Origin of the sequence: Pseudomonas fluorescens, assembly GCF_040448305.1 — a bacterium.
Lineage (GTDB): Bacteria > Pseudomonadota > Gammaproteobacteria > Pseudomonadales > Pseudomonadaceae > Aquipseudomonas > Aquipseudomonas fluorescens_BH.
The window spans coordinates 5662958-5678430 of sequence record NZ_CP148752.1; the positions used below are offsets into that span (position 1 = coordinate 5662958).

The 15473-nt window shown below is 59.9% G+C and carries 10 protein-coding genes; 9 read left to right on the top strand and 1 reads right to left on the bottom strand.

Going from position 1 to position 15473, the window contains the following annotated elements:
* The first annotated feature begins 2 nt into the window (after positions 1-2).
* The 9 genes from algK (at position 3) to WHX55_RS25790 (ending at position 12495) form a co-directional block, all read left to right on the top strand.
* Complete coding sequence (gene algK / locus WHX55_RS25750; RefSeq protein WP_353741546.1) at positions 3-1511, top strand: alginate biosynthesis TPR repeat lipoprotein AlgK; 1509 nt, start codon at positions 3-5, stop codon at positions 1509-1511.
* Positions 1508-2992 carry an alginate export family protein gene (locus tag WHX55_RS25755; protein WP_150715469.1) on the top strand — a complete coding sequence of 495 codons (1485 nt, stop codon included), beginning with the start codon at positions 1508-1510 and terminating at the stop codon, positions 2990-2992. The genes algK and WHX55_RS25755 overlap by 4 nt, the downstream gene beginning before the upstream one ends.
* 26 nt (positions 2993-3018) lie before the next feature.
* Positions 3019-4596 (top strand): mannuronan 5-epimerase AlgG, encoded by a 1578-nt coding sequence (algG, locus tag WHX55_RS25760; RefSeq protein WP_353741547.1) that lies wholly within the window; start codon positions 3019-3021, stop codon positions 4594-4596.
* 10 nt (positions 4597-4606) lie between these two features.
* Positions 4607-6058 carry an alginate O-acetyltransferase gene (locus WHX55_RS25765; protein WP_353741548.1) on the top strand — a complete coding sequence of 484 codons (1452 nt, stop codon included), beginning with the start codon at positions 4607-4609 and terminating at the stop codon, positions 6056-6058.
* 8 nt (positions 6059-6066) lie between these two features.
* A complete protein-coding gene (locus tag WHX55_RS25770; RefSeq protein WP_353741549.1) occupies positions 6067-7191 on the top strand; it encodes a mannuronate-specific alginate lyase in 1125 nt (374 codons plus the stop codon).
* 213 nt (positions 7192-7404) lie between these two features.
* Positions 7405-8970, top strand: coding sequence for an MBOAT family protein (locus tag WHX55_RS25775; protein ID WP_353741550.1), 1566 nt, complete (start codon positions 7405-7407; stop codon positions 8968-8970).
* 11 nt (positions 8971-8981) lie between these two features.
* Entirely contained in the window at positions 8982-10157 is a 1176-nt protein-coding gene (locus WHX55_RS25780) for an alginate O-acetyltransferase (RefSeq protein ID WP_150726843.1), read from the top strand.
* A gap of 14 nt (positions 10158-10171) precedes the next feature.
* Positions 10172-10828, top strand: coding sequence for an alginate O-acetyltransferase AlgF (locus WHX55_RS25785; protein ID WP_150726844.1), 657 nt, complete (start codon positions 10172-10174; stop codon positions 10826-10828).
* Between the two features lie 215 nt (positions 10829-11043).
* Positions 11044-12495, top strand: a complete 1452-nt coding sequence (locus tag WHX55_RS25790; RefSeq protein WP_353741551.1) for a mannose-1-phosphate guanylyltransferase/mannose-6-phosphate isomerase — start codon at positions 11044-11046, stop codon at positions 12493-12495.
* A gap of 69 nt (positions 12496-12564) precedes the next feature.
* On the opposite strand, the gene WHX55_RS25795 is transcribed toward WHX55_RS25790, so the two are convergent.
* Complete coding sequence (locus WHX55_RS25795; RefSeq protein ID WP_353741552.1) at positions 12565-15384, bottom strand: RHS repeat-associated core domain-containing protein; 2820 nt, start codon at positions 15382-15384, stop codon at positions 12565-12567.
* Between the last annotated feature and the right edge of the window lie 89 nt (positions 15385-15473).

Below are 15473 nucleotides of genomic sequence, written 5' to 3' on the forward strand. Positions count from 1 at the left end.
ACATGCCTGTGACTACTCATATCTTGAACACACCGCCGACCCTGTGGGAGCGAGCCTGCTCGCGATGGGATCGACGCGGTCTGTCTGATGCACCGAGCCAGCCGCATCGCGAGCAAGCTCGCTCCCACATGGGATTTGCGTTCTGTTCGCTAGCCCTGGCGGTCAGCCTCAGCGGCTGCGCCGGCCTGCCCGACCAGCGCCTGGCCAACGAAGCGCTCAAGCGTGGCGATACCGCCACCGCCGCGCAGAATTACCGGCAACTGGCCGACCTGGGCTACAGCGAAGCCCAGGTCGGCCTGGCCGATATCCAGGTCGACAGCCATGACCCGGCGCAGATGAAACAGGCCGAGGCGACTTACCGCGCCGCGGCCAGCGTTTCGCCGCGCGCCCAGGCACGCCTCGGTCGTCTGCTGGTGGCCAAGCCCGGTTCCACCGAAGCGGAACAACACGAAGCCGAAACCCTGTTGAAAAAAGCCGCTGCGGCAGGCGAAGGCAATACGCTGATCCCGTTGGCGATGCTGTACCTGCAATACCCGCACAGTTTCCCCAACGTGAACGCGCAGCAGCAGATCAGCCAATGGCGCGCCGAAGGCAAGCCGGAAGCAGGTCTGGCGCAGGTGTTGCTCTATCGCACCCAGGGCACCTACGACCAGCATCTGGATGACGTGGAAAAAATCTGCAAGGCCGCGCTCAGCATCAGCGACATCTGCTACGTCGAACTGGCCACGGTCTATCAGAAACAGGCCAAGCCAGAGCAACAGGCCGAGCTGATCAAGCAGATGCAAGCGGCTCATGCCCAAGGCACCGTTTCGGCGCAGCGCGTCGACAGCGTCGCCCGCGTGCTCGCCGATGCGTCCCTGGGCAAGACTGACGAGAAAACCGCACAGTCGCTGCTCGAACCGATCGCACCGGGCTACCCGGCGTCGTGGGTCACCCTCGCGCAACTGCTCTACGACTTCCCGGAACTGGGCGACGTCGACCAGATGATGAAGTACCTGGACAACGGTCGCGCCGCCGACCAGCCCCGCGCCGAACTGTTGCTGGGCAAGCTCTACTTCGAAGGCAAGCTGGTGCCGGCCGATGCCAAGGTCGCCGAAGCGCATTTCCAGAAAGCCGTCGGCCGCGAAGTCGCCGCCGATTACTACCTCGGCCAGATCTATCGCCGTGGCTACCTGGGCAAGGTCTATCCGCAGAAGGCCCTAGACCATCTGTTGACCGCTGCGCGCAACGGCCAGAACAGCGCCGACTTCGCCATTGCCCAACTGTTTTCCCAAGGCAAGGGCACCAAGCCTGATCCGCTGAACGCCTATGTTTTCAGCCAACTGGCCCTGGCCCAGAACACTCCGCAAGCCACCGAGCTTGCGCAAACAATCCAAACGCAACTGCCGCCCGACCGGTTGGCCGAAGCCCAACGCCTGTTGAAACAAGAACAGGCCGTGCGCGGTGCCCTGAGCCCGAACACGCCGGAAATGCATGCTCTGCAAGAAAAAGATGGCGAGGAATCCCAATGAAGTTGAATCCATTCATGAAGGCCGGCATTGGCCTCACATTCGCGCTGATCTGGTCTTGCCCGACGCTTGCTGCGATGACTGAAGAAACCAAGAACTTCGGCCTGGACGTGAAAATCACCGGCCAGTCCGAAGACGACCGTGACCTCGGCACCGCCGACGGCGGCGACGTCAACGGCGTCGGCCTCGACCTGCGTCCGTGGGTCTACGGCGAAAGCGGCGCGTGGAGCGCCTACGCCATGGGTCAAGCGGTGACGTCCACCGACATCATCGAGACCGACACCCTGCAACAATCCGATGGCGCCGAGAACACTGACAACGGTGATCGCGAAACCAAGAAGAACTACCTGGCCATGCGTGAGTTCTGGGTCGGCTACAGCGGCTTCACGCCTTACCCCGGCGAGATCCTGAAGTTCGGTCGCCAGCGCCTGCGCAACGACGACGGCCAATGGCGCGACACCAACATCGAAGCCCTGAACTGGACCTTCGACACCACCCTGCTGCGCGCCAACGTGGGTATCGCCGAACGCTTCAGCGAGTACCGCACAGACCTCAAGGAGCTCGCGCCAGAGGACAAGGATCGCCTGCACGCTTACGCCGATGCGGCGTACCAGTGGACACCGGGCAACTGGGTCGGCATTCGCGGCCACCACACCCACGACGACGGCAAACTCGACTACGCACAACCGGGCGTGCCGAGCGATTCGCTGGACAAGAAACAGAACGGCGACATCAGCTGGCTCGGCCTCACCGCCGACAGCGACGCCTACAACTGGCGCAACACCAACACCGTCAACTACTGGGGCAGCATCACCGGCATGAGCGGCGACCGCGACACGGTCAACCCACTGAACGCCGATGGCACCGCTCCCGCACAAGCCAAGCGCAGCGGCGATGTCGATGGCTGGGCCACCGACCTGGGTGTTCGCCTGCGCCTCGATCCGCAATGGCAAGTCGGTGCGGCCTACGCCCGTGCCAGCGAAGACTATGAACAGAACGGCCTGGAAAGTAACCGCTCGAACTACACCGGTACCCGCTCGCGCGTGCACCGTTTCGGCGAGGCCTTCCGTGGCGAAATGAACAACCTGCAGAGCGCCACCCTGTTCGGTTCGTGGATGCTCAACGACGAATACGACGCCAGCCTGATCTACCACAAATTCTGGCGCGTCGACGGCAACAAGCCGGTCGGCAGCAACGGCATCGACGCCGTGCAGAACAACACCGACGACGTGACCGGCGCGATCCTGTCCAGTACTTCCCTGCCACTGAACGATGGCGAGAAAGACCTCGGTCAGGAAATGGACCTGGTGGTGACCAAGTACTTCAAGCAAGGCTTGTTGCCGGCGTCGATGAGTCAGGCGATCGATGAGCCTTCGGCCCTGGTGCGCTTGCGTGGCGGCGTGTTCAAGCCGGGCGATGCGTACGGCAAGGAAGTCGATTCGTACATGCACCGCGCGTTCATCGACGTGATCTGGCGCTTCTGATGCACATTGCGAAGGGAGTCTCCCAGATGAATCATCAAGCCATAAAGGGCTCGATCAGCCTGCTGGCCGGCGCGATGCTGCTGGCCAGTGCGACTGCCTTCGCCAATGTGGAGCCAGTTGCAAAGCCGGCAACCGTGGCCAAGGAACTGCAACAGGCCAAGACCTATACCGTCAGCAGCGCACCGACCGCACCGCTGGAACTGGCCAAGCCGAAACTGCCGGACGTTTCCGGCTACACCGCTGAGGCTATCGCCGCGAAAATCGTGCGCAGCAAGGCCGGCAAGATCAGCGTGCGCCGGATGATGCAGGAAGACGCCCTCAAGGACTTCATCGGTGGCGACAACAAGATGGCCGAGTGGGTGGTGCGTCAGCACGGCATCCCCCAGGCGATCTTCGTCGACGATGGCTACATGAACCTCAAGGACCTGGCGAAAAAGGTTCCCAAGCAGTACTTCAGCGAAACCTCGCCGGGTGTGTTCCTGGCGAAGTTGCCGATCGTGGTCGGTCGTCACGGCATTCTGGAAATCGACAAGCAGACCCAGGAACTCCGCCTGTCCCAAGAGGCCGGTGCGTTCCTGGTCAACGACGGCCAACTGTTCGTTCGCGATACCAAGATCACTGGCTGGCGCGAGAAGGACAACGGCCCGGCGACGTTCAACTCGCCGAAGGAATTCCGTCCGTTCCTGCTGTCCTGGGGCGGCACCGAGACCTACATCGCCAACAGCAAGATCGCCAGTTTCGGCTACGCCAACAGTAAGTCCTACGGCGTGAGTATTTCCCAATACACGCCGAACATGGCCAAGGTGCTCAAGCGCCCTGAACCGACCGGCTGGATCGTCGGCTCCGAATTCTCGGACATGTGGTACGGCTTCTACTGCTATGAAACCCGCGACTTCGTGGTCAAGGGCAACACCTACAAAGACAACATCGTCTACGGCATTGACCCGCACGACCGTTCCCACGGCCTGATCATTGCCGACAACACGGTGTACGGGACCAGGAAGAAGCACGGGATCATTATTTCCCGTGAGGTCAACGACAGCTTCATCTTCAACAACCGCAGCTACGACAACAAGTTGTCGGGCCTGGTGATCGACCGTAACAGCGTCAACAACCTGATCGCCCACAACGAGATCTACCAGAACCACACCGATGGCATCACCCTCTACGAGAGTGCCGACAACCTGCTGTGGGGCAACAAAGTCGTCAGCAACCGCCGCCACGGCATCCGCATTCGTAACAGCGTGAACATTCGCCTGTACGAAAACGTATCCATGGCCAACGGCCTGACCGGTGTCTACGGGCACATCAAGGACCTGAGCAACACCGACCGTGACATCAAGCTCGACCCGTTTGACGCCCAGGTGTCGCTGATCGTGGTCGGCGGTGAGCTGGCGGCCAACGGCAGCGGCCCGCTGTCCATCGACTCGCCGCTGAGTGTCGAGTTGTACCGCGTGTCCATGCTCGCACCGACCAAATCCAGCGGTATCAGCTTCACCGGCATTCTTGGCGAGCGCCAGGATGAAATTCTCGACCTGCTGGTGCGCCAGCAGAAAGCCGTGCTGATCGACCCCGTCGAACGCCAGACCGAAATGCGGGACTGAGGATAATCTTATGCACCCACACTTGATCAAATTACTCAGCCTGTCGGCCCTGACCGCCGGCATTCTCGCAGCCAGCGGCGGTGTTCGCGCCGACGAAATCAAAGCGCCGAGCTTCACCGCAGAACCGTGCTGCAGCCTGTGCCCGGCCGCCCACGATGCGAAGAACTACACCACCCGTTATCAGCAGAACTTCACCACGCTGGTACAGGCCCAGGGTGACTGGCTGTTCCGTACGCAAGAAGACTTGCGCACCGAATTCGACACCTCGCCCGCCGGCTACAAACGCATGAAACAACTGCACGATGCGTTCAAGAGCAAAGGCGTGGAACTGGTCGTCGTGTACCAGCCGACCCGTGGACTGGTGAACCGCAACAAGCTCAACCCGGCGGAGAAGGCCAGCTTCGACTTCGACAAGGCGCTGAGGAACTACAAGTCCATGCTCGGTCGTTTCGCGCAGATGGGCTACGTCGTTCCGGACCTGTCGCCGCTGACCGACGAGTCGTTGCCCGACACCCTGCCCGCCCACGATTTCTACTTCCGTGGCGACCAGCACTGGACCCCGTATGGTGCCCAACGTACGGCGAAAATCGTCGCCGAAAAGGTCAAGCAATTGCCTGAATTCGCCGACATTCCCAAGCGCGAATTCGAGACCAAAAAGTCGGGTCGCATGGGCAAGACCGGAACATTGCACAACATGGCCGGTCAACTCTGTGGCACCAGCTACGCGATCCAGTACATGGATCAGTTCACCACCGAGCCGAAGGGCGAAGCGGGCGATGGCGATCTGTTCGGCGATTCCGGCAACCCGCAAATCACCCTGGTCGGTACCTCCCACAGCGGCAAGAACTACAACTTCTCCGGTTTCCTCGAAGAGGCCATCGGCGCCGACATTCTCAACGTGGCGTTCCCCGGCGGCGGCCTGGAAGGTTCGATGCTGCAGTACCTGGGCAGCGACGAGTTCCAGAAGAACCCGCCGAAGATTCTCATCTGGGAATTCTCGCCGCTGTACCGCCTCGACCAGGAAACCATCTACCGCCAGATGATGGCGCTGCTGGACAACGGTTGCGAAGGCAAGGATGCACAGATGTCCGGCAGCGCCACGCTCAAGCCGGGCAAAAACGAGTTGATGGTCAACAGCAAGAACCTGGACCTGCGCAACGCCAGCCACCAGGTCGACATCCACTTCGCCGACACTTCGGTGAAAACCCTGCAAGCCACCCTCTGGTACATGAACGGTCGCCACGAGGACATCAAGATCGACAAACCGGAAACTTCCGATACTGACGGGCGTTTCGCTTTCGAGTTGCGCACGGACGAAGACTGGGCCTCGCAGAACCTGCTGGCCGTTGAAGTCCAGGGCCCGGAGCAAGCGGGTGCCGCGCCACAGAAAGTCGAAGCGAAAATCTGCAAACGCAACGTATTCCCGGGCGCTGAGCAACGTACCGCTTCGGCCGGGCAATGAGGTCTGCTATGCGAAATCCGAAACTGAAGCATCTGTTGGCACCGACGCTGTTGAGCCTGGCGATGTTTGCTGGCGCCACACAAGCGGCGACGCCATTGCGTCCGCCACAGGGTTACTTCGCACCGATTGAGAAAGTCAAAACCGGCGACAAGAGCGAAGGCTGCGATGCGATGCCGACGCCCTACACCGGCTCGCTGCAATTTCGCAGCAAGTACGAAGGCTCGGACAAGGCCCGTTCGACCCTGAACGTGCAGTCGGAAAAAGCCTTCCGCGAAAGTACCGCCGACATCACCAAGATCGAGCGCGGCATCAGTAAGCGCGTGATGCAGTTCATGCGTGACGGCCGCCCTGCACAACTGGAATGCACACTGAACTGGCTGGCTACTTGGGCTCGGGCGGATGCATTGATGTCCAAGGACTTCAACCACACCGGCAAGTCGATGCGTAAATGGGCGTTGGGCAGCATGGCGTCTTCATACATTCGCCTGAAGTTTTCCGACTCCCGTCCGCTGGCCAACCATCAGCAAGAGTCGCAGCTGATCGAAGCCTGGTTCAGCAAGATGGCCGACCAGGTGGTCAGCGACTGGGACAACCTGCCGCTCGAGCAGACCAACAACCACTCGTACTGGGCCGCCTGGTCGGTGATGGCCACGTCCGTCGCCACCAACCGCCGCGACCTGTTCGACTGGGCCGTGAAGGAATACAAGGTCGGCGCCAACCAGGTTGACGCCGACGGCTATCTGCCCAACGAACTCAAGCGTGAACAACGGGCGCTGGCGTACCACAACTACGCCCTGCCGCCGCTGGCGATGATCGCCAGTTTCGCCCAGGTCAATGGCGTGGACTTGCGTCAGGAAAACAATGGCGCACTGAAACGCCTGGGTGACCGGGTACTCGCCGGGGTGAAAGACCCGGATGAGTTCGAGGAAAAGAACGGCAAGGAACAGGACATGACCGACTTGAAGGTCGACTCGAAATTCGCCTGGCTCGAACCGTTCTGCACGCTCTACACCTGCTCGCCCGAGGTGCTGGCGAAGAAACACAAGATGCAACCGTTCAAGACCTTCCGCCTCGGCGGTGACCTGACCAAGGTCTACGACCCGGCCAATGAAAAGGGCAGCAAGGGTTCTTGAAGGCAGACACAAAACCTGTGGGAGCGAGCTTGCTCGCGATAGCGGTCTGACATTCAACATCGATGTCGACTGACACTCCCTCATCGCGAGCAAGCTCGCTCCCACAGGGTCGGTGTCGAAAGTAGGTTTATTGAGTTAGCCCCCCTGATTTTTGTGGGGGGTTTGGGGGGGCCGTTGGCCCTTGACTGTTGATTCAAACAAGGAGAGATCGGGATGGTATTTTCATCCAACGTGTTCCTGTTTTTGTTCTTGCCGATCTTTCTCGGCTTGTACTACCTGAGCGGGCAACGCTATCGCAATCTGCTGCTGCTGATTGCCAGTTACGTGTTCTACGCCTGGTGGCGTGTGGACTTCCTCGCGCTGTTCGCCGGCGTCACGCTGTGGAACTACTGGATCGGCCTGAAAGTCGGGGCCGCCGGGGTCAGGACCAAACCGGCACAGCGCTGGCTGCTGCTCGGCGTGGCCGTCGACCTGTGCATCCTCGGCTACTTCAAGTACGCCAACTTCGGTGTCGACAGCATCAACGCAATGATGACGTCGGTGGGCCTGGAGCCGTTCATCCTGACCCACGTGCTGCTGCCGATCGGGATCTCGTTCTACGTCTTCGAGTCCATCAGCTACATCATCGACGTCTACCGTGGTGACACCCCGGCGACCCGCAACCTGATCGACTTCGCGGCGTTCGTGGCGATCTTCCCGCACTTGATCGCCGGCCCCGTGTTGCGTTTTCGCGACCTGGCCGACCAGTTCAACAACCGCACCCACACCCTCGACAAGTTCTCCGAGGGCTGCACGCGGTTCATGCAGGGTTTCATCAAGAAAGTCTTCATCGCCGACACCCTGGCGGTGGTGGCCGACCACTGCTTCGCCCTGCAAAACCCGACCACGGGCGATGCCTGGCTCGGCGCGCTGGCGTACACCGCGCAGCTGTATTTCGACTTCTCCGGTTACAGCGACATGGCCATCGGCCTGGGCCTGATGATGGGTTTCCGCTTCATGGAAAACTTCAAGCAGCCGTACATCAGCCAGTCGATCACCGAGTTCTGGCGGCGCTGGCACATCAGCCTGTCGACCTGGCTGCGTGACTATCTGTACATCACCCTCGGCGGTAACCGTAAGGGCACGCTGATGACCTATCGCAACCTGTTCCTGACCATGCTGCTAGGTGGTCTGTGGCACGGCGCGAACATCACCTACATCGTCTGGGGTGCGTGGCACGGCATGTGGCTGGCGATTGAAAAAGCCATTGGCCTGAACACCTCGCCACGCAGCATCAACCCGATCCGCTGGGCACTGACCTTCCTGCTGGTGGTGATGGGCTGGGTGATCTTCCGCGCGGAAAACCTGCACGTCGCCGGGCGCATGTACGGCGCGATGTTCAGCTTCGGCGACTGGTCGCTGTCGGAACTCAACCAGGCCAGCCTCACCGGTCTGCAAGTGGCAACCCTGATCGTGGCCTACGTGACCCTGGCGTTCTTCGGCCTGCGGGATTTCTACAGCAATCAGCCTCCGGTCAAGACCAAGCCTGCCGTGAACGTCGACGCCGACGGCCCGGCCGCTGCGACACCGGGAACGATCAAGGCCGTGCCTGGGGATAACCCGGCGAGTATCCATCAGCCTGGCTACACCGTCGGCGTCGAAGCCCAGGTGCAACCGGCCTACTGGACCGCTGACTGGTCGCGCTACGTGATGCGTGCGCTGGTGCTGCTGCTGTTCATCGCCTCGATTCTCAAACTCTCGGCGCAAAGCTTCTCGCCGTTCCTTTACTTCCAGTTCTGAGGGATCTGACCATGACCCGCTCATTACGCATCTTCTACATCGCGCTGTTCCTGGTGACCCTGCTGGTGCTCGGTCTGTGGTCGGTGCGCAGCTTCTTCGGCTTCAGCACCAACGCCGATGCGACGGTGCTCAACGGCCGCTGGAGCAAAGCCGTGGAAACGCACTACGACGACGAGTTCCCGATCAAGCGCCTGGGCACCAACCTCTGGGCCGCACTGGATTTCAAACTGTTCAACGAAGGTCGTCCGGGCGTGGTGCTCGGTCGCGACCAGTGGTTGTACAGCGATGAAGAATTCCACCCGGTGGTCAACGAAGAGCTGAACCTGCAAGGCAACTACGCGCTGGTCGAAGGCGTGCGCCAGACCTTGAAGGAAAAAGGCGTGCAACTGGTGATGGCAGTGGTGCCGGCCAAGGTGCGCCTGTACCCGGAACACCTCGGTGAAGTGAAACCGGCGAGCATCCACGCCAACCTTTACAAGGACTTCCACCAGCGTCTGGCCGCCGACCGGATTCCGGCCCCTGACCTGCTCGGCCCGCTGCAACAGGCCAAGCAGAATGGCCAGCAAGTGTTCCTGCGCACCGACACCCACTGGACGCCGCAAGGTGCCGAGATCGCCGCCAACCGTCTGGCAAGGACCATTGCCGACAAGTACCCGCTGAGCGGCGAGCCGCAGCGTTTCGTTACCGAACCTGCCGAGACCATTACGCACAAGGGCGACCTGCGTCTGTTCCTGCCACTGGACCCGCTGTTCGAAAACCTGATGCCTAAACAGGAGCAATTGCAAAAGCGCAATACGGTCGCGGCTGAAGATCAGCCCGCCGGCGACGACGCGCTGTTCGCCAACACTGAAGTGCCAGTGGCCCTGATCGGCACCAGCTACAGCGCCAACCCCACCTGGAACTTCGTCGGTGCGCTCAAGCAAGCGCTGAACAGCGACGTGGTCAATTACGCCGAAGACGGCCACGGCCCGATTCAGCCGATGCTCAGCTATCTCAAAAGCGATGCCTTCAAGAACAGCCCGCCACAGGTGCTGATCTGGGAGTTCCCTGAACGATATCTGCCCGTGAACAACGAAATCGGCGACGCCGACCCGCAGTGGGTCGCAGAGCTTAAACAAGCCGGCGCCCGCCAACAAAACGTAGCTGCAAACACTAAATCCGAGACGCCCGACCGGGCGCAAAACTGAAAGAGAGGTACACCATGACTTTCACTACAACTCCTCGTCGTCTCGCTAAAAGCTTTGCCCTGGTTGCCGGCCTCAGCGTGCTGTCGGTACAGGCTTTCGCCGCAGGCGACGCCGCCCTGTACGGCCCGGTCGCGCCGAAAGGCTCGACCTTCGTGCGCATCTACAACGCTAGCAACGCCGAAGTCAGCGCCACCGTCGGCAGCACCAACCTGAGCGACGTCGCGCCACTGGCGAGCAGTGATTTCAGCTTCATGCCGGGCGGCGACTACAGCGCCAAGGTCGGCAGCCAGAGCCTGCCGGTGAAACTGGCCGGCGACCACTATTACACCCTGGTCAACAACGCCAGCGGCGCACCGCAACTGATCGAAGAGCCGCCGTTCAAGAACAAGCAGAAGTCCCTGGTACGCGTGCAAAACCTCAGCGACAAGGCGCTGACCCTGAAGACCGCCGACGGCAAGACCGACGTAGTCCCGAACGTTGCACCCAAGGGTCGCGGCGAGCGTGAAATCAACCCGGTGAAGGTCAGCCTGGCCTTGTACGACGGCACCACCAAAGTCGGCGACGTGAAACCGGTCGCTCTGGAACGCGGTGAAGCCGCGGTGCTGTACGTCACCGGCAGCGGCAGCAGCCTGTCGCCGGTCTGGGTGAAACGCCCGGTGTCGACGCGCTAATACATTTTGCCTGATTGACGCAGTTCCCCTTGTGGGAGCGAGCCTGCTCGCGATAGCGGACTGACATCCAATATTGATGTCGACTGACACACCGTCATCGCGAGCAGGCTCGCTCCTACAGGGGACCGCAGCGTCAATCCGGACACGAGACAAAAACAAGAGTGAAACGACAGAACGCAGTAGCTCTAACCAATCGATATTCAAGGAGTAACAACATGATTCCGGTGATCTTGTCAGGTGGTAGTGGCTCACGTCTTTGGCCGCTTTCCCGCAAACAATTCCCTAAGCAGTTCCTGGCCCTGACCGGCGAACACACCCTGTTCCAGCAAACCCTGGAACGCCTGGTGTTCGAAGGCATGGACTCGCCAATCGTGGTCTGCAACAAGGACCACCGCTTCATCGTCAACGAGCAATTAGCGGCGCGCAAACTGGAAACCCAACGCATCCTGATGGAGCCGTTCGGTCGCAACACCGCGCCGGCCGTGGCCCTGACTGCGATGATGCTGGTCAGTGAAGGTCGCGACGAACTGATGCTGGTGCTGCCGGCCGACCACGTGCTGGAAGACCAGAAAGCCCTGCAGCGCGCCCTGGCCCTGGCCACCGTCGCCGCCGAAAACGGTGAAATGGTGCTGTTCGGCGTGCCGGCCACCAAGCCGGAAACCGGTTATGGCTACATCAAGTCGACCAACGACTCGCTGCTGCCTGAAGGCGTCAGCCGTGTCTCGCACTTCGTCGAAAAACCCGACGTGAAGCGCGCCACCGAGTTCGTCCAGTCCGGCGGCTACTTCTGGAACAGCGGCATGTTCCTGTTCCGCGCCAGCCGCTTCCTCGAAGAGCTGAAGAAGCACGATCCGGACATCTACGACACCTGCCTGCTGACCCTGGAACGCAGCCATCAGGATGCCGACACCATCACCTTCGACGAAGCCACCTTCGCCTGCTGCCCGGACAATTCCATCGACTACTCGGTGATGGAAAAAACCCAACGCGCCTGCGTCGTGCCGCTGACCGCGGGCTGGAGCGATGTCGGCTGCTGGTCGTCGCTGTGGGAAGTCAATGCAAAAGACGCCAACGGCAACGTCACCAAAGGCGACGTGGTGATCCAGGACAGCAAAAACTGCATGATCCACGGCAACGGCAAACTGGTGTCGGTGATCGGCCTGGAAAACATCGTGGTGGTGGAAACCAAGGACGCCATGATGATCGCCCACAAGGACAAGGTCCAAGGCGTGAAACAGATGGTCAACACCCTCAACGAACAGGGCCGCAGCGAAACCCAGAACCACTGCGAGGTCTACCGTCCGTGGGGCTCCTACGACTCGGTGGACATGGGCGGGCGCTTCCAGGTCAAGCACATCTCGGTCAAACCGGGCGCGTGCCTGTCGCTGCAGATGCACCACCACCGCGCCGAGCACTGGATCGTGGTCAGCGGCACTGCCGAGGTGACCTGTGATGAAAACGTGTTCCTGCTGACCGAGAATCAGTCGACCTACATTCCGATCGCTTCGGTGCATCGCCTGCGTAACCCGGGGAAAATCCCGTTGGAGATCATCGAGGTGCAGTCGGGGAGCTATCTGGGTGAGGACGATATCGAGCGGTTTGAGGATATCTACGGGCGGTCGACGCCGGTTGAGCGTGGGGTTGCTGTGAAGACTATCGCGCAGTAAGCGATTGGTAAAAATAGCTCCCATTCAGTCCACTGCGTCCCTATCCGCAGTGGGTTGGGTGGGGGCTTTTTAGTATCTGTTTGTAGCGTTCACATAGCTCGCGACATGCTTCACGCGATCAAAGACATAACTACGTGGAAGAAGATCAAACCCTCCAAAATCATTGTCAAACATATAGTCCAGCTTCCGATACTCATCTTTTATTGATAACAGCTGCATATACTTATTTCGAATTTTACCAATTTCGCGAATGCGCTCCATTGACGACCCATCAGGAAAATCAAGTTTACTATTATCTAATAATTTAGCATCGTCCATAGAGTACTTCGGATCAGCCTCTGCCAACGCAGTCTCTCTGATAACATCAACCTCGAACTGACCAACATCCAATGTATGAGCCCTAGGAAATATTGGCCATGCGTCTACAACCACAACCTTATCAAATGGCAACTCTCGGAGATCACCAATAATACTAAAACCGTGATCAACACCCTTTGCAGACACTCTAAAAACCGGCTGCGTTGTTTGAGCACTCGCAAGAAGGTTGAATGTTATCCTTGCGTGCTCTCCACATGCTCCAATTCCCGAAGCTATAGCCGCCTGCACCCGATTTTCAGACTCTCGCACCTGCTTATGCTCCAAAACCATTTCCAGTGGACTCAAATCTCCCCTCAACAGGTCAACAATCTGATTCGGAGCACCTTTCCCCAATAGCAGCTTCGTAATCATATTCGCATCACGCGCATGCAGTAGAGCGTTATAGAGTTCTTCATTGACCTCCCGAAAAACCGGCTTTACTTTAATTTTAAACCCAGGAACATCATCATTCAGTTCACTGATCGGTGATATCTCCCGCCCATCAAACTGAATCGATTTCTTTTGATCAGCATTCAGCGCATTAACATAAATCTTATTTGTGCCTTGAATATCTTTGTAGCTGAGAGGGTTACCACCAAGGAATGCGAACAAATCAAGACCATCAACACTCCCTTCGGGATCCGGATTCAACCACCGCTGCCAGCCCGCCACGTAATACCTGAACCCGTAGTAATACAGCCCCGTCGCATCCCGCTCCTTTCCCGAATAACGCACCGTCCTGTAACTCGCCTCTACCTCCCCGCGCCCGGCGAACCAAGCGGTGGTGCCGTATGGGTGATAACGCTCCTGGCTGATCACTTCACCGTCATCGTCAAGTTCCAGGGTGCAGGAGCCCAGATGATCAGTCAGGTGGTAGCGGTATTGGTCATTGCCCATGTCTTTCGGCGGCTCGGACTCCCAATGCAACACCCGCACACTGCTGCGCCCGGTCTGCACGTTGATCACCTGCAGCATTTCGCCGGTGCCGCTGTCATTACGCAGCTCCAGGTTCGGTAGAAAACGGGTTTCAGCAATCAGCGTCCGGGCATGGGCGAGCGTCTCGCGGACTTTGCGCAGGCGCATACCGTCGGCACCGTAGACATAATGTTCACGGTCGTTGAGACCCGAGTCGCGCACCACTGGCCGCACTTCGCCCAACTGGTTGCGCAGGTCCCAGGCCAGGGCCTGCCCCGGTTGCAGGTTGAGCAGGTTGCCGTTGCCGTCGAAGCCTCGGCGGAAGTCGTCTTCACCGGGCTCCATGCCTTCCAGCACCGGCAGGCAACGGTTGCTGTGCGCCGCCGCGACCAGTCGATGTCCATGACTTTGCGGACCTTCGTGGGTCAGTTCCAACAGATTACCGCCCGTATCGTAGTGATAGGTCTGGCGGTAATTGGCGCGGGGCGCGGGGTCATCAAACGTCGAAAACTGTGGGCCTTTATTGGCACCGCCCGCTTCCCAACCCGTGGCTTCAATCAGTTGCGACAGGCTGTCGTAGGCGTAGCGATTGACCGGTTCGATCCGCTGGTTGGCGAAGTAGCGAATCGGCTGCGCGACATCCTCGATGCTCAGCACGTTGCCCACCGGGTCGTAGGCGTAGTGCAGGTCTTGCCGGGCTTCGTTGCCGCGTTGCGCCTGGAGGCGGGTCAGTCGGCCATTCTGCGCGTCGTATTCCAGCGTGGTGATCACGTCGTTGCCGGCGACTTCCCGTTCGGTCTGGCCGTGGGCGTTGTAGGTGATGGCGCTGAGCAGCGTTTTCGGGGTGGGTACGCCGTTGAGTTGCAGGCTGACCGCGCGCAATTGGCCGTCGAGGGTTTGATGGAATAACTGGCGGTGCCCCTTGGCATCGGTTTGATGGGAGACCTCGCCCAATGCGTTGAAGTGCGATCGGGTGATAGCGCCTTCGCCCGGCTCCAGCAGCAATTCGCGATCGGCTACCGGCTCGGGCCAATCCGGCAGCGACAACGCTTGCAGAAAATGCCGCGCCTGCTCCACTGCCGCGCCGTGCAAGCCGAACTCGGTAAACCGCTGCGTCCCCGCCGGATCATCATGGCGAATCAGTTGACCGCATTGGTTGTGCTCGGCAAAAGTCGGATCGCTCGCGCCGTAACTCAAGCGCTCCGCACAAACCGCTTCGCCGTCCATCGTCTGTTCGAACACCGATTCCGGGCGCAACTGAGTGTCGTATTGCAGCCTGCGCTGTGAGCCCCGGCCATCCCAGTGATGGAGCGGCTGCCCCGCCTCACCCGACAGCGCCACACGCCACCCGGCATCGACGCTGTTGGTACTCAACACCGCGCCGGACAAGGCGTAAACCGTTTGCAAATTAGGCGGTGCCGAAGCGTCCAGAAACAACCGCGGGTCCCACTGCGCAACCGCGCGCCCTGCCCAATCATGGGCCGTGCGGTTGACCCGTGCCTGAGGCGGCACGCCGTCGATGTCACGCCAGTAACCCACGGCGCGGACTGGCAACCCCCGAGGGTCACTTGTGGTCAGGCTCGGGGTGTGGCGGTGGATTGAAAGGGTTGCTGGCACGGTAGCCGCTCCGGAATCACTCCCCTCATCTAAGCCTGTCGATCAAGTGCCTGGCTACTGTCAGAAATTACAGGGCCGACAGACGGACT